This window comes from Sinorhizobium terangae (assembly GCF_029714365.1).
Lineage (GTDB): Bacteria > Pseudomonadota > Alphaproteobacteria > Rhizobiales > Rhizobiaceae > Sinorhizobium > Sinorhizobium terangae.
On sequence record NZ_CP121660.1, the window covers coordinates 590,564 to 609,056 of the forward strand.

The 18,493-nt window shown below is 60.5% G+C and carries 18 protein-coding genes and 2 pseudogenes; 8 read left to right on the forward strand and 12 right to left on the reverse strand.

Annotated features, from left to right (window positions below):
• Positions 1-204: 204 nt before the first annotated feature.
• The 3 genes from QA637_RS21435 to QA637_RS21445 all read right to left on the reverse strand — a co-directional run bounded on the left by QA637_RS21435 (position 205) and on the right by QA637_RS21445 (position 1,535).
• A complete protein-coding gene (locus QA637_RS21435) occupies positions 205-858 on the reverse strand; it encodes a DJ-1/PfpI family protein (RefSeq protein ID WP_283066769.1) in 654 nt (217 codons plus the stop codon).
• Between the two features lie 230 nt (positions 859-1,088).
• Positions 1,089-1,244 (reverse strand): hypothetical protein, encoded by a 156-nt coding sequence (locus QA637_RS21440; protein ID WP_283066771.1) that lies wholly within the window; start codon positions 1,242-1,244, stop codon positions 1,089-1,091.
• A 117-nt stretch (positions 1,245-1,361) separates the two neighbouring features.
• Positions 1,362-1,535: a YlcI/YnfO family protein gene (locus QA637_RS21445; RefSeq protein ID WP_283066772.1), complete on the reverse strand. Its 174-nt coding sequence runs from the start codon at positions 1,533-1,535 to the stop codon at positions 1,362-1,364.
• Between the two features lie 211 nt (positions 1,536-1,746).
• Between QA637_RS21445 and QA637_RS21450 the strand changes: the two genes are divergently transcribed.
• Genes QA637_RS21450 through QA637_RS21460 form a run of 3 tightly spaced genes read left to right on the forward strand, consistent with a single transcriptional unit; the run spans position 1,747 to position 3,166 of the window.
• Positions 1,747-2,436, forward strand: coding sequence for a hypothetical protein (locus QA637_RS21450; RefSeq protein WP_283066774.1), 690 nt, complete (start codon positions 1,747-1,749; stop codon positions 2,434-2,436).
• Complete coding sequence (locus QA637_RS21455) at positions 2,433-2,723, forward strand: hypothetical protein (protein ID WP_283066776.1); 291 nt, start codon at positions 2,433-2,435, stop codon at positions 2,721-2,723. The genes QA637_RS21450 and QA637_RS21455 overlap by 4 nt, the downstream gene beginning before the upstream one ends.
• A complete protein-coding gene (locus tag QA637_RS21460) occupies positions 2,711-3,166 on the forward strand; it encodes a DUF6283 family protein (protein ID WP_283066778.1) in 456 nt (151 codons plus the stop codon). The genes QA637_RS21455 and QA637_RS21460 overlap by 13 nt, the downstream gene beginning before the upstream one ends.
• Before the next feature lie 335 nt (positions 3,167-3,501).
• Here QA637_RS21460 and QA637_RS21465 read toward each other — a convergent pair whose 3' ends face one another.
• Positions 3,502-3,630, reverse strand: coding sequence for a hypothetical protein (locus QA637_RS21465; RefSeq protein ID WP_283066780.1), 129 nt, complete (start codon positions 3,628-3,630; stop codon positions 3,502-3,504).
• Between the two features lie 80 nt (positions 3,631-3,710).
• Here QA637_RS21465 and QA637_RS21470 point away from each other — a divergent pair, with 80 nt between their 5' ends.
• The 4 genes and pseudogenes from QA637_RS21470 to QA637_RS21485 all read left to right on the forward strand — a co-directional run bounded on the left by QA637_RS21470 (position 3,711) and on the right by QA637_RS21485 (position 7,089).
• Positions 3,711-3,923, forward strand: a complete 213-nt coding sequence (locus tag QA637_RS21470; RefSeq protein WP_346283779.1) for a helix-turn-helix domain-containing protein — start codon at positions 3,711-3,713, stop codon at positions 3,921-3,923.
• 313 nt (positions 3,924-4,236) lie between these two features.
• Positions 4,237-4,656, forward strand: a complete 420-nt coding sequence (locus QA637_RS21475) for an HK97 family phage prohead protease (RefSeq protein WP_283066784.1) — start codon at positions 4,237-4,239, stop codon at positions 4,654-4,656.
• Between the two features lie 56 nt (positions 4,657-4,712).
• Positions 4,713-5,775, forward strand: a pseudogene (gene tnpC / locus QA637_RS21480) (IS66 family transposase); the annotation flags it as partial.
• A gap of 282 nt (positions 5,776-6,057) precedes the next feature.
• Positions 6,058-7,089 (forward strand): IS110 family RNA-guided transposase, encoded by a 1,032-nt coding sequence (locus tag QA637_RS21485; protein ID WP_283066786.1) that lies wholly within the window; start codon positions 6,058-6,060, stop codon positions 7,087-7,089.
• A 322-nt stretch (positions 7,090-7,411) separates the two neighbouring features.
• On the opposite strand, the gene QA637_RS21490 is transcribed toward QA637_RS21485, so the two are convergent.
• On the reverse strand, positions 7,412-7,573 hold the full coding sequence (locus QA637_RS21490) for a hypothetical protein (protein WP_283066788.1): 162 nt from the start codon (positions 7,571-7,573) through the stop codon (positions 7,412-7,414).
• A gap of 112 nt (positions 7,574-7,685) precedes the next feature.
• On the reverse strand, positions 7,686-8,591 hold the full coding sequence (locus QA637_RS21495; protein ID WP_283066789.1) for a LysR family transcriptional regulator: 906 nt from the start codon (positions 8,589-8,591) through the stop codon (positions 7,686-7,688).
• A 132-nt stretch (positions 8,592-8,723) separates the two neighbouring features.
• On the opposite strand from QA637_RS21495, the gene QA637_RS21500 reads away from it, so the two are divergent.
• Positions 8,724-9,413 (forward strand): isochorismatase family protein, encoded by a 690-nt coding sequence (locus QA637_RS21500; protein ID WP_283066790.1) that lies wholly within the window; start codon positions 8,724-8,726, stop codon positions 9,411-9,413.
• A gap of 791 nt (positions 9,414-10,204) precedes the next feature.
• On the opposite strand, the pseudogene QA637_RS21505 reads toward QA637_RS21500, so the two are convergent.
• The 6 genes and pseudogenes from QA637_RS21505 to QA637_RS21535 form a co-directional block, all read right to left on the reverse strand.
• A pseudogene (locus QA637_RS21505) lies at positions 10,205-13,569 on the reverse strand (adenylate/guanylate cyclase domain-containing protein).
• A gap of 656 nt (positions 13,570-14,225) precedes the next feature.
• Positions 14,226-15,080, reverse strand: a complete 855-nt coding sequence (locus tag QA637_RS21515) for an ABC transporter permease subunit (protein ID WP_283066794.1) — start codon at positions 15,078-15,080, stop codon at positions 14,226-14,228.
• Positions 15,077-15,865, reverse strand: a complete 789-nt coding sequence (locus QA637_RS21520; protein ID WP_283066795.1) for a taurine ABC transporter ATP-binding protein — start codon at positions 15,863-15,865, stop codon at positions 15,077-15,079. Before QA637_RS21520 ends, QA637_RS21515 begins: the two co-directional genes overlap by 4 nt.
• 55 nt (positions 15,866-15,920) lie before the next feature.
• Positions 15,921-16,934 (reverse strand): taurine ABC transporter substrate-binding protein, encoded by a 1,014-nt coding sequence (gene tauA / locus QA637_RS21525; protein WP_283066797.1) that lies wholly within the window; start codon positions 16,932-16,934, stop codon positions 15,921-15,923.
• A 275-nt stretch (positions 16,935-17,209) separates the two neighbouring features.
• Complete coding sequence (locus QA637_RS21530) at positions 17,210-18,025, reverse strand: carbohydrate ABC transporter permease (RefSeq protein ID WP_283066798.1); 816 nt, start codon at positions 18,023-18,025, stop codon at positions 17,210-17,212.
• Complete coding sequence (locus QA637_RS21535) at positions 18,022-18,483, reverse strand: carbohydrate ABC transporter permease (protein ID WP_283066800.1); 462 nt, start codon at positions 18,481-18,483, stop codon at positions 18,022-18,024. Before QA637_RS21535 ends, QA637_RS21530 begins: the two co-directional genes overlap by 4 nt.
• Positions 18,484-18,493: the final 10 nt, after the last annotated feature.

An 18,493-nucleotide genomic window follows, 5' to 3' on the forward strand; every position in this document is an offset into this window, starting at 1 on the left:
TCGGATTTACCGGCCCCGGAACTGGGAGGCACATATTGCCGATGTCCGCAAGTGGCACGCGAAGCTCCGCTCCTCATCTGCGCCACGTTGAAGATCACCTACGACCTCCTGTTGCTGCTGCAATTTCGGCACCTTAAGCCACCTGAGGAATGCTGAATCATTCCACCTGAACTCATACATGCATGACATACAGGCCGGGAGATTTCATTGAAAGTGTGGCGGCGTCTCCGAAGATGTCTCCACCATGCGAATGGCCGAGTTGGCCGCATTCGGATGATATCGCCAGTCATACTCCATGTACGTTGCTGTCTCAGTTGTCTGTTCAAGCCCATGCAGTTCGGCGACGAGGTAGAGTGCAGCGTCGATCCCAGCGGAAATGCCAGCCGAGAGGACAAACTTTCCATTGTCTACAACCCTCACATCCGGAAGAACATTCGCGGTCGGAGCATCCACCTGGAGTTCCGCAAGGGCTCCACGATGCGTGGTCGCACGCAATCCGTCCAACAAGTTGGCCTTGGCAAGCAGCAGCGCACCAGAACATACCGACAAAACCCGCTCAGCCTGGCCAGCATGCTGGCGAACGAAATCCAGAACTGAGGGATTGTGCTTCTCCCGGCGCGTTCCGAAGCCTCCTGGAACCACAAGGATGTCCGTAGTGGGGCAGTCGCGGAAGCTATAGTCCGGATTGATGCTGAGGTTGTTCCGGGCCAGGACAGGCTTGCTTTCCCGGGCGACGGTGTTGACGTCGAAGAGGCGCTTGCCTTCCCGTTGCCCCGTTACTCCGAACACTTCGAAAGGCCCTGCGAAGTCCATCACTTCTACGTTGTCGAACAACAGAACGGCGACTCGTCGTGTCATTTCGCTCCCCCTGCCTCGGCCGTGCGCTTCGGGAGGGGAAATATAGCACGCACATGGCTTGCTCAGATAGATCGAGTCAGAGCGGTTCGGTACATGACCAACGCGTCTACATAGCCCTTTGCGGGATGCAGGAATGCACCGGGAAGGCGTCCCACTTCCTCAAATCCGAGGCCAGCGATATGGTGTAGCTCTGTCGCGTAACGAGTTCCACCATACTTGGCGATGCCCCTTCAAAGCCAGCATTCGACGACCGCCGGGTCGTCATTGGGGAAGCGCGGCAATCGGTACAGGCCCTGTTTCTGCATTTCGGCCCGGATCGGCTCGAGGCGATCCGCGACCAGCACCTCTGACGAGGATTCGGTGCCGCCGTCGCCGCCGTGCAGCACGGTCTGGCAGCGCAGGTGTATTTGCCCGGAAAATCAGAGGGATTGTGGCAGATGACGTAGATGTCGAGGCCGGTGGTTGTTCCCGCCCTCATTTGCGTTCCTCCCGTTCCTTGCAGGTCAGGTGGCGTCCTTCTCCCGTCGCCGTCGGTCCAGCTCGTTTTTGATGGCGGTGCGGATGAAGGCGACCCGCACCTCGCCGTCCAGGCAGGCGGCGTCGATGGCATCGCGCATTCCCTTCGGTAGCGGCAGGATGATGCGTTCGGCGATGCTTCGGTACTCAGCTCTTTTCATGCTTAATCGTATATACAATCGTTGTAACTCACTCTGGGATTGTATATATCAACCTTACCCGGCAGGCACAAGCCGCCGTATAAGGAAGACAACCAGAAATGAGCACAACCACTTACTTGCTTTACCGCGAGATCGACGGCCCGCACCCGCAGGAATACGTCCCGCAATACCTGCCGGAAGAGATGGACGAACTCTTCACCCGCATGAGGGCATGTGGCCGGCCGATGGCAAGATCATTGAGCGCGAAATCGCGGCGGCGGCACCGGCAGCTACATCGACATGGGCGTACTCGCCCGCAAGCTGCACGAGGGAACCTACAGGTGACACGCAGCCTTCTAGTCGAGAAAAAATAGATGGCAACCTTCGTCAAAGTGGTCACCGCCGAAAAGTGAACGGCTTTACCGCGTTTCTTGGCTCGGCGCTGCTCGGTCCCTTCTACTTTCTGCTGAAAGGCGCATGGCCGACCTTCTTGGCGCTGTGGCTTTTTGGAGTGATCTTCGCAACCCTGCTCGCCTTGACGAACGGCTTTGCGCCTCTGGCGCTGCTCATGCTGGCAGTGGTGAACGTCGTCATCGTGTCGCCGTTTCGCAGCCTTCCTTCTTCGCCGCCATTACCGCTCGCGCGGCTTCGAAATCCTCACGGAGAACGCATAACAATGAACTGGAACGATCCCGCCGCGCGCCTCGCGCTTATCGAAGCCGTCGGCGTCGAAGAATACAATGCCCGCCTCGCCGACCGTTTCGACGAGATGACCGTCAAGGTGGTCAACGGCCACTCTATCCGCATCGTCGATAGCAGCCGCTTCGGCCAGCTTTTTCTGGTCGGCGACACCGGCAGCGCCTTCGCCAAAGTTGAACAAGCCGAAAAACACGCAAACTCCATCGCGGCTGGCAAGCCATGAAGAACTGGCTCGTCACCGTGCCGCTCTGGCGGCGGCGAAAGCCGTTGCCGATTGCCGAGCGCATCGAGCAGCTCGAACGGTTCCGATCGATGACCGGCAATACCGTCCTCCAGCGCTTCGCAATCGACGAGGAAGCCAACTCCGCCGCCTATCACTGGTCGCGGGCGCTCGGCTTTTCTGGCGAGGCGAAATACCAGCCCCCCAATCCCAACCGAGGAATAATGATGAAATTTACCTTCACGTCGACGGAAATGACCATCAGGGCGGTGCCGCCATGCGCAAGGTGAAGCAGACCAGCGCGTTCGATTGCGGCGACGGCGAGCACCAAGTGGTATCGCTCTCCTCCAGCGCCGAGGAGAAGCTGCTGCACCGCCACGAGCCGTGCGAAGAGTGTCCATGGCGCGAGGATCGCCGGACCGGCGTCTTCCCCGCCGAGGCGTTCCGGCACTCGGCATCCACCGCTTACGACATGGCACCGAACTCTTTCGCCTGCCAAATGTCTGGAAAGGAAAAACCGGCCACCTGTGCCGGTTTTCTTTTGCGCGGTGCTGAGCACAATCTCGGCGTCCGGCTGGCCATCATCGCGGGGCGCTACGATCCGCGCACCGTCCGCTCGGACGTGCCGCTCTACAAGAGTTATCGCGAGATGGCCGAGGCAAATGGCGTGTCGCCGGACGATCCCGCGCTGGAACCATGCCGTGGCGTCGACGAGCGCTGGCCGCGCCGATAAAAAAACGGCCCGCCGAACAAACGGGCCAACCAGAGGAGGATTAACGCCGACGGGATAGTGGAGAGAGGGCCGCCGGTGCCTCAAAAAAGTATCACGCAGGCCGGGGCGGCGATAGAGCCGCCCTTTCTATGTCAGCGGCGGCGGCTGGAGAGGCGTTGCCAGCCCGAACAGCTGCAGCACCACCATGATGATGAGGATCACCGCCACCACGACCGCCACCACCTTGATGACGCGGTTGATCGGTTCCGGCGCCGCAGAGTAACGCCGCCGAAGCTCCGAAAGGCATCGACGGCGTTACTGTCACCGCGATTTTTTGACGAAACCCGAGATGACGATCATGTTTTTAAATCTTTCTGGTCGTCCGGCCAATAAACAAAGACATACGTGCCCATGGTGTCGACGGCCCAATAGCTCAGCGCGGCGACCGCCACCACGATCAGCAGATAGACGAGCGCGGAAAGCATCGTTCCTCCGTTGTCGCTCCGCGCCCGAGAATCTAGCACGGTTTTCGCTTGACACGATTTTGCTGCTACAATCGGGGCTTATGAACCCTCAAGAGTTTGCCGCCATCATTGAGGGGCTGGAAAGCCAAGGCATGACACCTTCCGAGATCGCCCGCGAAGCGGGCCTCTCGCGCATGACGGTGTGGCGGATCGCCAATGGCGAAACCTCCCGCCCCTCCTATGAAACCGTCACCCGCCTCAAATCGCTCGCAGCTCGGCGCAACGCCGCTGTAACGGACATGTTACGCCGTTAGGGCGTAAATGGGCTGGCCAAGTCTAAAACGGGACTTGCCAGCCGATGGCCAGCGATCTCATCTACCGCGCCGCCAAACAATCCGAAGCCGCCCCCTCCGAATGGGTGCTCTCGGACGAGACCGTCGACCGCTACGGCTAGGTGATCGTTGCCGACGGCTGGGATCTCTCCAATTTCGCCGCCGACCGCAATCCGGTGGCGCTGTTCAACCACAACGCCAACGCCGTCATCGCACATGGGAAAACGTCCGCGTCGACAGGAAGACCAAGCGCCTGCTCGGGCGGCTGAAGCTTGCCGCGCCCGGCACCTCCCGAATGGTCGACGAAGTGCGGCGGCTGGTCGAGCAGAAGATCCTCAAGGCCGTTTCGGTCGGCTTCCGGGCGTTGAAATCCGAGCCGCTCGACGACAAGGCGGCTCCCGACTGGGGGCCGTTCCGCTATTTGCAGCAGGAACTCGCCGAGTGCTCGCTCGTCGCCATCCCCGCCAATCCCAACGCACTCCAGATCGCGCGTTCCTATGGCGCGCTCCCTGCCGAAGCGCAGGCGCAGCTGTTCGGCAAGCTCGCCCGACAAGACCAGCCGCATCCGCGTCCAGGCAATCCCCGGCAAGCTCGCCAGACGCAATCCCCACCGATGGGGGATCCCATGTCGAAGCTCTCCACACGAATCGAGGAAACACAGAAGCGCATCAATGCGATGCGCGATCAGCTCGGCTTGCCGATCAGGTGGCGTTGACGCTTGCCGAGCTGCGCGCTGAGCACAAGACGATCATCCTCGACGTTTCCGAGCGCGTCGCGGCTCTGATGCCCGCACAACCCTTGCCGGGAGCCACGGCCTCGACGCTGGCCGTCGCGCTCGTTCACAAATATGTCGATGGCACGCCGCTCTACCGTCTGGCGCAGACATTCGAGCGCGCCGGGGTTCCTGTCAGCCGTGGCGCTCTGGGTCACTGGGTGATCGGCTCGAGCGAAAAACATCTCTCCCGCATCTATGACGCCTTAAAACTGCGGCTCAGATCGCAACCTCTCATCCATGGCGACGAGACGACGGTTCAGGTCCTGAAGGAAAAGAATAGAGAGGCCACCGATACATCGTATATGTGGGCCTATCGGAGTGGCGAGGACAGTGACGAGCCGATCGTGCTGCTCGATTATCAACCGGGCCGCGGCCAGATACACCCGCAGACCTTCCTCGGCGATTACCGCGGCATCTTGATGAGCGACGGCTATTCCGCCTGGCGGCACGCTGGAGGGCGCGAACCACCTTGGATGTATGGCCCATTCAAGACGACGTTTTGTCAATGCTCTCAAGACGAGAAACAAACCCGGCGGACCGCCAGAGCAGGCTCTCCGGTTCTTCGAACAGCTCTATCGGGTTGAAAGGCAGGCGCGGGACAAAAAACCGGAGGACGGCGAGACGCGGGCCGACAGCATTCGCCGCTTTCGCCAGCAACACAGCGTTCCCATCCTGACCGCTCTCAAGACATGGCTCGACGAAATCGCCCCAAAGGTCTTGCCGGACAGCAAGCTCGGCGATGCTGTATCCTACACCCTGAACCAGTGGGATTATCTGACGCGCTACACCGAAGACGGCAGGATGCCGATCGACAACAACATCCTGGAGCGCGACATCAGAGTTTTTGCGACCGGCAGAAAGAGTTGGCTGTTCAGCGATACCGCCGATGGAGCCAAGGCCAGCGCCGTCATCTACAGCCTTATGCTGACCTGCCGTGCCTGCGGCGTCGAGCCGTTAACGTGGTTGCGCTACGTCCTTACCGAACTGCCTCAACGCGCGGGCGATGCTGATATCGACGATTTGTTGCCCTTCAACTTCACACGGACTGCTACTGCCTGACCAGATGCCGTTCCCGACACCAAGACGGTCCGTCGAAATCGCCGGCGTCAACGTGCGGGGAAAATTGCGCTTACGATCAAGGAGCAGCTCGGCAACACTAAGAACGACTATCTGGCGCATAACACGTCGCTCTGGATCGCCCACTACACATGGGGTAATCGCGGTGCGACTGCCCCCGGCAACTTATTTGCAAGATGATGCTGTCTGGGTTGGTTGCCCCCGATAGGATGGAAATACGGGCTCACGATTGGAACCGGGCCCAAACATCGAATGGAGGCAACCATGGACCAATATATAGGGCTCGACGTTTCATTGAAAGATACTGCGATCTCGATCCGGGAGGACGGGAAGCGGATCTGGCGGGGGAAGCGCGCTTCGGATCCAAAGGTGTTGGCGCAGGTGATCCGCAAGCATGCCCCGAACGCAAAACGCGTCATATTCGAGACGGGGCCGCTGTCGACGTGGTTCTATCACGCACTGACGGCGGAGGGGATCCCCGCTATCTGCATCGAAGCGCGGCACGCGCAAAAGATATTGAACGAGACGCTCAACAAGACAGATGCCAATGATGCAGATGGCTTGGCCCAGCTGGCCGAAGCCGGCTTCTACAAGGCGGTCCGGGTAAAGTCATTTGACAGTATGTTGACGCGCACGCTGGTCGGCGCCCGCAATCAGCTCCTGAGCATCTCAACCCAACTTAGCAACCAGATCCGCGGCCTGATGAAGACGTTCGGCCTTATCATCCCTAAAGGAACGGGTCGGGTGTTTGATGGCAATGTGAGAGAGCTTTTGGCTGGGAATGATGACCTTGCACGGATCATATTGCCCCTGCTTGAGGCGTGGCGCGACATTCGCAAGCGCGCGGCCGATCTTGATCGCCAGTTGCTCGCAGTGGCACGGCAGAGCCAGGCTTCGAAGCTTCTGACGACGATCCCAGGAATTGGCGCCGTTACGGCGGTGTCCTACATCGCAGCGATTGAAGATCCAGACAACTTCAAAACGTCGCGCTCGGTTGGTGCCTGGCTCGGGCTAACAACGCGGCGCTACCAGTCAGGTGAGGTCGACTATAACGGCCATATCTCGCGTAGAGGTGACAACCATCTGCGGGGGCTGTTGTATGAAGCGGCGACAGTGCTTCTCACGAGCGCCAGTGCCAGGACCGAGAGCAGCCTCAAGAGCTGGGGGCTTCAGCTGCGTGAGCGGTTGGGCTTCAAGCGCGCTGCGGTGGCAGTCGCCCGGAAGCTTGCGGTCATCATGCACAGCATGCTCAGGACAGGAGAAGTCTTCAACGCATCGGCTGGCGCCATCGCATAAGCAACCGCCAGCTTCTGCCCTCAGCGCGTCAAACCTGATTTGAGGCACTGAGCGTCCCTGCTGCGGACGTCGGTTGGATCATTCCGCTACGAGTGGCTGCAGCTCGTTGAGACTGCGCGCTACACATGGGAAGGTCCTGCCTGCGAAGCCCATTGTGCGGCGACATTTGTCGACCGCGAAGACAACCCTGCTCCCCAGCACCGGATAGCTCCGAAGGACATGCCGCTGAGCGCCGATCCACCGATCAATTTAATCTGCGTTGCCTACCCGCAACCCGGCGAGGTCGCCGAATGCCTAAAGCACCTTGACGACCGGGATGCGATTAGACAACCACCGCTTCCTCGCCGTCGTGGCCGAAGGCGACATGGCCCGCATGGTCGCTGTGGCAATACACCGACGAGTTCGCGGTCGCAGGCATCTCCGCCCTGGTCGACGGCAACCGATGGAACGGCACGAAGGAGAACCTGAAGCGGTGGATGGTCACGGAAAACATCGGAGCCGGGCACGGCAGACAATCAAGCTGAAGGCATCAGTTACCAGAGGGGGTTCACCTTCCAAGCCGTCGCCTCGATCTTGCGAAAGGGCGCTCGACCAACTCATGGCATTGCCAGCGACGCATATCCAATGGCCAGATAGTCAAGAAGCGCTCTGACGGACGGCAGCAGCCCCCTTCTTGAAGGGAAGACGGCATGAATGATCCCGGCCCTTGGCGCCCACTGCGGTAGAACCTCGACGAGTGTTCCATCGATTAGGTCCTGCCGGATGACCATGGCAGGGAACTGGGCAACGCCTACGCCTTTCAGCGCGGCAAGCCGCAGTGCGATCATGTCCTCCGTTATGAGTCGCGGCCGGTGACGAACGATCGCTGTTGCGCCATCCGGGCCGTCAAGCAACCATCCGTGCTCCGGCTTCGCCGGCTCCCAAGCAAGGCTCGGCAGGTTGGCGAGATCGGCGGGGATCTGCGGCCGCCCCATCTCGTCGAGCAGGGCGGGACTGGCGACCAGACGCTGCCTGCTTTCGGCGAGTCGCTTAACGACGAGGTCGCTGTCATCGAGCGGAGGGAAGCGCACACGGATGGCGATGTCGATCCCCTCGCGCAATACATCGACGCGCCGGTTGGTGGCCTCGAGAACCACCTCGACCTGAGGATGCTGCGCCATGAAGCCGGCGACCATCTCGGCCACCTGGAAATACAGCACCGAGGAGGGGCAACTCACATGCACGGCGCCGCGCGGTTCAGCACGCATCCGGTCGATCACCTCCTGTGCCGCTTCCGCCTCCACGAGCATGGCGACGCAATGGCGGTGATATTCGCGGCCGATTTCGGTGACCGTGAAATGCCGTGTCGAGCGCTGCACCAGGCGAACGCCCAGGCGCTCCTCGAGCAGGCCAATGCGCCGGCTCACGCGGGAGCGCGGTAGGTTGAGCTTGCGGGCGGCCGCGGCGAAGCCGCTCTGATCTACCACTTCGACGAACAGTCTTAGATCGTTGAGGTCCTGCATTTGTGTATTGTCCTGTTTTTAGGACACCATAGCGCAATAATGCCGTCTACTGGCGATTTTGGTGCGGAAGTATGTTTCTGGAACACAACCCTTCCGGCCCGCATCCGGAAATAATTTGAAAAGGAGACACGCATGGCCACGCCCAATACGATCGCCAATTTCGACGGCGCCCGCCCGAACATCGACCCGAACGACGCCGTAATGCTGCTGATCGATCATCAGAGCGGCCTCTTCCAGACGGTTAATGACATGCCGATGCCGAAAGTTCGCGCGCATGCGGCAGCCCTTGCCAAGATGGCGACCCTCACGAAGATGCCCGTGATCACGACGGCATCGGTGCCCCAGGGCCCGAACGGTCCGCTGATCCCTGAGATCCAAGAGAACGCGCCGCATGCGAAATACGTGGCGCGCCGCGGCGAAATCAATGCGTGGGACAATCCGGACTTCGTCGCCGCCGTCAGGGAAACGGGTCGCAAGACCTTGATCATTGCCGGAACGATCACCAGCGTCTGCATGGCTTTCCCGGCGATCAGCGCGGTGCAGGAGGGATACAAGGTCTTCGCCGTTGTCGACGCATCCGGCACTTACTCGAAGATGGCACAGGAGATCACGCTTGCCCGTATCGTGCAGGCCGGTGTCGTGCCGATGGACACGGCGGCGGTCGCCTCCGAACTTCAGAAGACCTGGCATCGCGAAGATGCCCAGCAGTGGGCAGAGATCTATACGAAGATCTTCCCGGAGTATCAGCTCTTGATCGAAAGCTATCTCAAGGCTCAGCAGGTCGAGAAGGATCACGAACGGCTCGACAGCGCTCGTGGTTAGCGATGAGCTGACACTTTGAAATGACGCAATTCCGGACGGAAAGCCGCTACACATGTTCCTGGAATTGCGAAGACAGCCGTTGCCGCGTTCGGTGCAAAATCCCGGCCCTCCGAAAGGACCGGGAGTTTGCGTGATGACACCCCCTTACCGATCGGAAGGCGCAACGAACCAGAGATAGTAGGGATTGTCCGGTTCAACACGCAGCAGCAGCTCCATGTCGCGGGCCCATTCGGCGCCATCGCCTGTATAGGCATTGAGCGAAGCCTGAGAAAAGAAGCAGCCGACTGTGGGCGTCGTCGACCGACTTCGCGAAGGCCGGATCGGCGGCCGATGATCGGCATCGGGCTTGCGAGCTCGATCAGAGCCGGCAGCGTGCGCTGTAGCTCGTCCGGCGGTAAAGCACGTCATTCGCGAGATCGGCATCGAGGCCCATGCCTATGGCTCGGCCTCGCCCGACAGCCTAGTCGACATGGTCAACGCCGCAAAGAACCCGGCGTCAAAACACGCGCATGCTGCGGCCGGTCACGGAAAACATCGGAGCCGGGCACGGCAGACAATCAAGCTGAGGGCATCGGTCATCAGAGGGGTTCACCCTCCAAAACACGGTCCGAATCCTCTCTGCCTCGCTCGGCGGTGGTGCTGGGCCTTCTCTGTCACAATTGGGTGGAAGTTCGACTGCCTCTCGGCTCAGGTCTGGTTTGTCGCCAACAAGCGGTCGTCGCAAACTTCGTCAATCGGTGCGTCACTCCTATCTTGCGACATCGCAAATGTCGGATTCGCAGACACCGTGTTCAGGTGCTCAATTTATTACCTCCGCAGCTCTCAAGGACAGCTTGAGCATGATGATGATCGAGCGTCCCTTGGCCGTTCGAGAAACAGTTGAGGAGCGGCGCGAGCAGCTCGCAAGCCTCTGCTCTACGACCTTGTGCTCGCCAATGCCGGGCCAAACTCACCGCCGAGCGCAGTTCCCACATCTTGGCATCTTGCATGCGAGCGACGTGAAGGGCACGGCGGAAGCACGCCTCGATTGCGGCTGGATCGCGCTCCGAGTGCGATGATATGAGCTCGCCCTTCAGCCGATGTAACTCCGCCTCACACCAGCGATTGTGGGTGCGCGAGACAATGGTAAGCGCCTCGTCAATCAAGGTGTGGCCATCAACAACACGATCGGCCTTGCCATACGCTTCGGCGAGCAAGCCCATCGCCCAAGGCTCGGTCATTCCTGACCCGATCGCCCGCATGCCAGCCAGCCCTTCTCGCAACCGCTCGATGCCTGCCGTGACCTGATCCCGTTCGACCAGCCCCCACCCCTGCAGGAAAACCCCTTGGGTGTGCCAGAATGGAAATTCGTGTTCGGCCGCGAACGCTGACGCCAACTCCGCCGCCCCTTGCGCCTTCGCGACGTCCCGTCGATGTACGTGGAGAATTGCCGCCCATGTCAATACGTAGGCGCGGCTGAACGAATGTCCGAGCTTCGCAGTCATGGCGAGCGCCTCGTCCATCAGTTCCAGCGCCCGGCCTTCGTAGCCGAGATACCACAGCGCCATGCCGCCGCGGCACAGGCAGATCGGCCCGCCATCCTGTCCATAAAGCGCCAAATGTGCCCGGTGCTGGGCGATGTCGTACTGCTTGATCCCGTGTTCGAAGTGCTGCCATGCCGAGGCGAATTCGCCAAGCCAGGAGCAGGTAATGCCCAACGCGTAGGATGCTTCCACCACGAGCACGGGATCGGAGATTTGCTGCGCCAACTTCAGGAGCCGTTCGCCCAGGCCCCGAGCCGCGGAAAGCTCAGACCGCACTGCATGGTGGATGGTGAGGCCAAGAAGCACCGGGAACAGCCTGGGCGTTTCCTGGACCCCCTCAGCCAGGCGGAGGGCACGATTGTAGGCGAGCTCGACCTCCGGGTGGCCGTAGCCCTTCGCGGCGGTAAGCACTTGTCCCAGGGTAGTCAGCAAGGTCAGCTCAAGCTCGGTGCGCTCCGGATTCTCGGGCATCTGAGCGAGCAAATCGAGGCCCTTGGCCAAATGGCCGGCAGCCTCGGCATTCGCCGCCCGCTCATTGGCGTGCCCGCCGGCACGGTGCCAGAACGCGACCGCTTGCGGCAACTGTCCGGCCTCCGTCAGATGATGCGCCAAGAGCTCCGGCTGTGCGATCGCCACATGTGGGGCCCGCTCTTTCAAGACCTGGGCAATACGGCGATGGAGCTCCCGGCGACAGCTCTTGAGGAGGGACTGATAGGCCGTATCGCGGACGAGGGCGTGCTTGAAGGTGTAGATCGCTTTAGGGGGCCTTCCGCGCCGAAAAACGAGCTCAGTACCAACCAGTTGATCGAGCCCCCGCTGCAGCTCTCGTTCGTCGAGCACTGCTAACGCCGCAATCAACTCATAGGAGAACTCGCGCCCAATGCAGGCACCGATCTGGGCCACAGTCTTAGCCCTGCCGAGGCGGTCGAGACGGGCCATAAGGGAGTCATGCAGCGTTACCGGGATCGCCAGCGGCGGTATATGTGCAGCCAGTCCAAACTGATCGCCCGCCACGTCCAGGAGACCAGATTCGAGCATGGTTTTGGTCAACTCCTCAAGGTACAACGGTACGCCATCGGTATTGGCCAGGACGTAATCGAGCACTCCGGCAGGCAGTGGCTTTCCACCGGTCAGCTGGTCGACCAGCGATTGAGCTTGCACCCGATCGAGACGATTCAGGACCACTTTTGTCACGTGCGGGAAACTGCGCCAAGGCGGCACGAACTCGGGCCTGTAGCTAATGACCAGCAGCACCGAGAGCTGTCGGATGCGGTCCACGAATAAGCCGAACAGCTCAAGGCTGCTTGCGTCTAGCCAGTGCGCGTCCTCAAGTACCATGAGCACCGGCTGCTTCGCAGCCAATCTGGCAAGCTGGGCGATGAGCACTTCAAAGGTGAGATTCTTACGCTGCTGGGGCGCAAGATTGAGTATTGGACAGCGGTCGCGGCTTGGGACTCCGAGAAGCTCTGCCAGCAATGGGACCGCTTCACTCACCTCATCCACCTGTTTTGCGAGCAGTGCCTGGAGCTTGGCGAGCTTGACGGTCGATGAATCATCGCGTTCAAATCCCGCTTCCTGCTCGAGCTCGGTAATTACCGGACGAAGCGCGCTGTTGACGTGGTAGGGTGAGGCGAAGTAGCGGCGTAGCAGATGTTGTTCTCGAAAGAGGCGCTCGCGAAGTGCTAGCGCAAGGCGCGACTTGCCGATTCCGGCCTCGCCCTCGAGCAGAACAACCTGACCTTTGTTGGCCTTTGCCAGACTCCAGCGATCGACCAGCAGTGCGAGTTCCCGATCGCGGTCAACCAACGGCAGCACCGTCGCGTGACCGGCCTCGAAGCGGTCCTCGCTCTGCACTTCACCGAGTACCCGAAAGGCCTCTGTCGCCTCAGCAAACCCCTTGATCGGTCGCATCCCAAGGCTCTCGAGCTTGAACTGGCCCCGCAGCAGAACGCGCGTCGCTTCGGCAATGACGATTGTGCCGGGCTCGGCGAGCGCCTGCAGGCGGGCCGCTAGGTTCGGCGTCTCACCTACTACACTGCGTTCCTCGGCCTCACCGGCCCCAATGATGTCGCCCACCACCACCAGGCCAGTGGCGATTCCGATCCGAACAGCCAGCGTTCGCCTGCCGCATCCAGCCGGTTGACCGCCTCGATTACCGCGAGGCCGGCCCTCACGGCCCGCTCGGCATCCTCCTCGTGAGCCTGCGGATAGCCGAAGTATACGACGACTCCGTCGCCCATATACTTGGCAACGAAGCCGTCGTACCGGCCGACGATCTCGGTAGCGCAAGTACGGTACGCGACAATTGACTGCCGCAGGTCTTCTGGATCGAGGCGGGTGGAGAGTGCTGTCGATCCAACGAGATCGCAGAACATCACCGTAAGCTGTCTCCGTTCCGCCTCGCTATGGATTGGGGATAGCGGGGGCGGTGTCGCCGCCGCAGGGGGCGACTGCTGAGCTAGGGCCGCGGCCGCCCTGAGAAACCGCTTGCGGTCACCAAGGGACAGTCCGAGCTCCTTCAGGTCGGCATCGGCGAGATCGCCGATAACATCGACATCGATGCCATTGTTCAAGAAGGTTTCGCGATGCCGCTCAAGCCTAATGCTGGCGAGCCAGTCTCCTATGTCGGGCATGACCTAGCATCCCATTTGCCATAGTCGAATACGGCTTATTCTGATGCGCTCTCCCACGGGTCCGGGCTATACAGCTTACTCCTGTTACCTGCTCAGTCCTCGTCACAATGCAATCGCACGAGAAGCACGCGGTCGACCACCACCGCGGTTCAGGCGCGTCCGCCTTCACGATTTGCCCCCGTGAAACAAAATCCTTCGGAGCCGGATTGAAAGCATCTGAAATTCCCGCCGACTGATGCCCCAGTCGCCTAATCTGGATGTATTAGCACTTTATTGTAAAAACGCGCCCGTTGCAGTTACCTTCGGCACTTTTACGAGAATTTTGTTCCATTGGTCGCTCAACTCCCCCTCGTTGCCCCTACACAGGCGACACTAAGTGCACGCCCCGCAGCTTAAGGCTGTTTGTCAGGTAGATGTCCGCCATAGATCGACTTGCAATGTTGCGGGCTTTGGCCCAAACGACAGGAATGGGCCGGCACCGGAAATCCCCAGCGTTATCTGCGAATGGCAGCAATGGGTCGAACCAAGCCCTCAGAGGTCACAGGAGGATGTAGCGCCGAAGTTTGGCCACGTCCTCAGTTAAGCTCTGCTCCCCGCCAGTGACCGGACCTTTGCACTGAGTGGCTTTGGACATGGCCATCGGCAACGGTGGCCATTTATAGCTTTCCCTTCCAGGGAACGAGAACAGCTTCGATGAACCGGATGGCGGCCGAGAAGGCAAAGGCGCAGACCGCGATGATGCCGATCCCGACGAAGACAACGTCGGTAGCAAGAAACTGTGCAGCCGACATGATCATGAAACCTATCCCGCGTGTCGACGCGATCAACTCGGCGGCCATGAGTGTGCCCCAGCCGATGCCAAGCGCGATCCTGACGCCGGTAAGTATTTCGGGCAGGGCCGACGGCAACACGATGTCGGTGAAGAGCTGAAGCGGGCGGGCGCCAAGCGATCGGGCCGCATTGATGCGCTCGATGGGTAACGAACGGACACCCGCCTGGGCAGACAGGCAGACCGGTGCGAACATCGCCAGCACCAGCAGCGTTATTTTCGATGTTTCACCAATGCCGAGCCAAATGATCATCAGCGGTAGATAGGAGAGAGGCGGGAGCGGCCAGTAGAATTCAATCGGCGTGTCCAGGATGCCCTTTGCCCAGCGGTTCAGGCCCATGAGCAGGCCCAGGGGAATTCCCGCCGCTATGGCAATCGACGCCGCCACGACGATGCGGAAGAGGCTTGCGATAATGTGCTCGGACAAGGATGCGCCGGCATAACCATCAGAATAGAGTATTCCGACTTGGGTCAGAACCTCCCCAGGACGCGGTAAAAAGAGGTGTGGCACCAAATCGAGCTCGGCGACGAGCCACCATAGAGCCGCAACGGCCAGAGCAGTCGCAACGCTTATGGCGGCCGTGGGTTTCTCGCCTGCGCCGAAGCTCACCATTTTGACAAGCTTTGGCTCCGACCGCTCGCTGGCGGATGAGACGGTGGTCGTCTGGACAATGTCGCTCACGCCGCGCTCCTGAAGTCTTCGGCGCTGTGAAGAATGGCCCGTATTTCTTCGCGCAGGCTAGCAAATTCGGGCGACGACTTGATCGATCGTGCATCTCCGGTCGCGCCAAAGCGGCGGACGAAGTCCAGATCGAAGCGGGCTACGACGCGGCCCGGCCGTGGAGACATCACCAGGACCTGGGTTCCAAGGAAAAGGGCCTCTTCGATCGAGTGGGTGATGAAGAAGATCCGCTTTGCCGTTTTGTGCCAGATGGAGATCAGTAGTTCCTGCATCTGCTCGCGCGTCAGACTGTCGAGGGCGCCGAAAGGTTCATCCATCAGAAGGATGTCGGGTTCGGTAGCAAGGGCGCGCGCAATGCCGACCCGCTGGCGCATGCCGCCCGACAGTTCATAGGGCAGAGCCTTGGCGAATTCATCGAGACCGACCAGCCGAAGCAGTTCATGGGCGCGTGCCCTTCGCTCGCTTTTGCTCGCGCCCGCGAATTTCAGACCAAGTGCGACATTGTCGATCACCGTCTTCCACGGAAGAAGGGAGTCCTTCTGGAACACCACGCCGCGGTCGGCACCAGGACCGCGAACAGGTCGCCCATCCAGGATGATGGCGCCATCCGAGAGAGGCAGGAATCCGGCAATGGCGTTGAGCAATGTCGACTTGCCGCATCCCGAGGCGCCGAGGGCAACGACAAAGCCGCTCTCGGGAATCTCAAAAGATACGCGGTCAAGCGCATGGACGGTCCTGCCGTCGCGCGCCGCGAAGAAGACACTGGCGTGATCGACTTTAAGCATGTGCTCTCTCGTAGGTTCGATACCGGCGCGGCTGGCGCGCCGGTATCGGGGAGGATCAGTTGCTCGCGCTTGTCAGCGCGTCGGCAGTGACGAATGCACCGTAGTTCGGCAGGATCTCGGAGACCTTCCCCTGATCCTTCAGGAAAGCTGCCGTTTCCTTCAGGATCCTGGCAGCACCGGACTTGTCTCCGCCGCCGAGCCAGGCGTCCGAAGCCTGAACCTCAGGCGTCAGCAACGAGAGGTTTTTCAATGCGGCCGCATGCTGCGCGGGGGTACCGCCGAGCAACTTGGCGAGCGCCTTGGCGTTTTCGCTGTCGGCGCTCCATGCGCCTTCGTCGGACGCAAACGAGGCGTAGTACTTGTTGATGACGGAGGCGAAGCTCTTCAAGAAATCCGGATTGTCGGCGGCAAACTGAGACGTCGCCACCCAGGCCGAGAACGTCGCCGCGCCCTTGTCGGCCACGTCCCTCGAGGTGACGAGCACCTTGCCGTTCTTTTTCAATTCGGTCAGCGCCGGATCCCAGACGAAGCCGCCATCGATGTCGCCGCGGTTAAAACCGGCGACGATCTCAGGCTGCGGAATTGCAAAGACCTGAACGTCCTTTTCCGTGAGGCCGAGTGACTTGATCAGTGCCAGAAGCTGATAGTGGTCCGTTGAGACGGGTGCCGCCGCAAGCTTCTTGCCCTTGAGATCCGTCAGGCTTTCTATGCCCGACCCGTTGCGCACGACCAGAGCTTCGTCGGTACCGGAGATGGAGGAAAGATAAAACGCCTTGACCTCGAGTCCTCGCGACGCCGCAGCCGCGAAGGGGCTGGACCCGACATAGCCGACCTGCACATCGCCGGCTGCGATAGCGGCGAAGATTTCGGCGCCGGAATTGAACTTGCGAAAGTCGATGTCGTAACCCGTGGCCTTGGCGAAGTCGCCATTGGCTATGGCCACCGAGGACGGCAGCGCATCCGTCTGGTAGGCGATGACGACCTTCTTATCGGTGGCATCAGCTGCGGCAGCCATAGAGAGGCTGCCGATACCGACCGCGATTGCAGTGATAACACTCTTCAGATTCATGTTTTGCCCCTGTTCGACGAAAAATGTCTTCGGTGATCTCGTGAATTCAACAGGTGAGAGCGTAAGCAAGGGCAGCCGTTTTCACAGGAATAATACACTAAATTTATGAGGTATGTAGGGAATTTTTCTCCTGAGCGGGGCACACCCACGAGGCCCACGAGTTCATCAACGCTCGGCAGCAAGCCTAATGCGGCTAGCGTGGCCGATGCACAATCCGCTGAGCCACGCAGGCTTGAGTCAAACCGGCTTTGTCATGACCCGCGGTAAGCCCTTTCCTATTTCACGCCGCCATGTGCGAGTCCGCTCACCAGGTAGCGCTGCATGAAGAGCGCGATCAGGTAGACCGGTGCGATGCCGGCGAGTGAGGCCGCGGCCATTTGGCCGAAATTCACCAGCCGGTCACCCTGGAAGAGCGAGATGCCGACCGGCAGCGTTCGGGTGGCGTCGGAAAAGGTGAACGCAGAGGCGAAGAGGAATTCGTTGTAGGCAAGAACGGTGACGATGATCAGGGTCGCCGCGACGCCGGGCGCGATAATCGGTGCAACAATTTGCAAAAGCGTGCGAAACGGTCCTGCGCCGTCCATTGCAGCGGCCTGCTCGATCTCGATCGGCATGCGCCGCAGGAAGGGCGTCAGCAGCCAGAAGGCGACGGGCACGTTGGCGAAGCCGTAAACGATGATAAGGCCAGCGCGGGTGTTGAGAAGGCCGGTTGCTTTCAGCAGGAAGAACAGGGGGATCAGCGCGACGATGGGCGGCGCCATGTAGCTGGAAAGCGTCACGTCCGCCAGCCACCTGCCGCCAATCTTGAGCCGCAACACCGCGTAGCACGAGGGCAACGTCAGCGCGATGGTGAGGATGCCGGCAAACACGGAGACCACGACGGAGTTGAATATGAAACCCGCAATGTCGGCCGCTTCGAAGGCGTCTGGCCAGTTCGCGAACGTCGGCACCGTCGGCCAGAAATGGCCGCTGAGCACGTCGTCCTTGGTCTTGAAGGAAACGGCGACGAGGTAAAGGATGGGCAGGGCGAAGAAACCGACGATCGGCGCCGCCGCCAAGGCTAGCCAGAGATGTCGAGCGCCGAGCCTCATGATTCCCGCCTTTCGAAATGCTGATGCGTGCGGATGACCGGGAGCGTCGCCAAGCCTATGACGAGGCCGTAGACGACCGTCTCGGCCGCCGCACGGCCGACGTCGAACTGCTCGATTGCCCGCCGGTAGATGGAAAATCCGGCCGATGTCGTTGCAAAACCCGGTCCGCCGAAAGTCAGGATGTAGACGAGGTCGAAGAGCTTGAACGAGAGGATGAGTTTCAGAAGGTAGATCGATGAGAGCGGAGCGGCGTCGAGCGGGAGCGTGATGTGCCGGAAGGGTTGCCAGGCATTGGCGCCGTCGACGAGCGCCGCCTCGTGCACGCCTTCCGGTATCGTCGAAAGTGCCGCGAAGCAGAGAATGACGATGAAGGGCGTCCATTGCCAGAGATCGGCGATGGCGATCGCCAGCCAGGCGAGCAAGGGGTGGCCGAGGAAGGAGATCGGTTCGGCGATCACCGCGTATTTG

What these genes read in the sequence shown, in the direction of transcription:
- QA637_RS21435 (WP_283066769.1), bottom strand. Translation starts at nt 858, where the DNA reads ATGACACGACGAGTCGCCGTTCTGTTGTTCGACAACGTAGAAGTGATG.
- QA637_RS21445 (WP_283066772.1), bottom strand. Translation starts at nt 1,535, where the DNA reads ATGAAAAGAGCTGAGTACCGAAGCATCGCCGAACGCATCATCCTGCCG.
- QA637_RS21450 (WP_283066774.1), top strand. Translation starts at nt 1,747, where the DNA reads ATGTGGCCGGCCGATGGCAAGATCATTGAGCGCGAAATCGCGGCGGCG.
- QA637_RS21455 (WP_283066776.1), top strand. Translation starts at nt 2,433, where the DNA reads ATGAAGAACTGGCTCGTCACCGTGCCGCTCTGGCGGCGGCGAAAGCCG.
- QA637_RS21460 (WP_283066778.1), top strand. Translation starts at nt 2,711, where the DNA reads ATGCGCAAGGTGAAGCAGACCAGCGCGTTCGATTGCGGCGACGGCGAG.
- QA637_RS21465 (WP_283066780.1), bottom strand. Translation starts at nt 3,630, where the DNA reads ATGCTTTCCGCGCTCGTCTATCTGCTGATCGTGGTGGCGGTCGCCGCG.
- QA637_RS21470 (WP_346283779.1), top strand. Translation starts at nt 3,711, where the DNA reads ATGAACCCTCAAGAGTTTGCCGCCATCATTGAGGGGCTGGAAAGCCAA.
- QA637_RS21475 (WP_283066784.1), top strand. Translation starts at nt 4,237, where the DNA reads ATGGTCGACGAAGTGCGGCGGCTGGTCGAGCAGAAGATCCTCAAGGCC.
- QA637_RS21485 (WP_283066786.1), top strand. Translation starts at nt 6,058, where the DNA reads ATGGACCAATATATAGGGCTCGACGTTTCATTGAAAGATACTGCGATC.
- QA637_RS21495 (WP_283066789.1), bottom strand. Translation starts at nt 8,591, where the DNA reads ATGCAGGACCTCAACGATCTAAGACTGTTCGTCGAAGTGGTAGATCAG.
- QA637_RS21500 (WP_283066790.1), top strand. Translation starts at nt 8,724, where the DNA reads ATGGCCACGCCCAATACGATCGCCAATTTCGACGGCGCCCGCCCGAAC.
- QA637_RS21520 (WP_283066795.1), bottom strand. Translation starts at nt 15,865, where the DNA reads ATGCTTAAAGTCGATCACGCCAGTGTCTTCTTCGCGGCGCGCGACGGC.
- tauA (WP_283066797.1), bottom strand. Translation starts at nt 16,934, where the DNA reads ATGAATCTGAAGAGTGTTATCACTGCAATCGCGGTCGGTATCGGCAGC.
- QA637_RS21530 (WP_283066798.1), bottom strand. Translation starts at nt 18,025, where the DNA reads ATGAGGCTCGGCGCTCGACATCTCTGGCTAGCCTTGGCGGCGGCGCCG.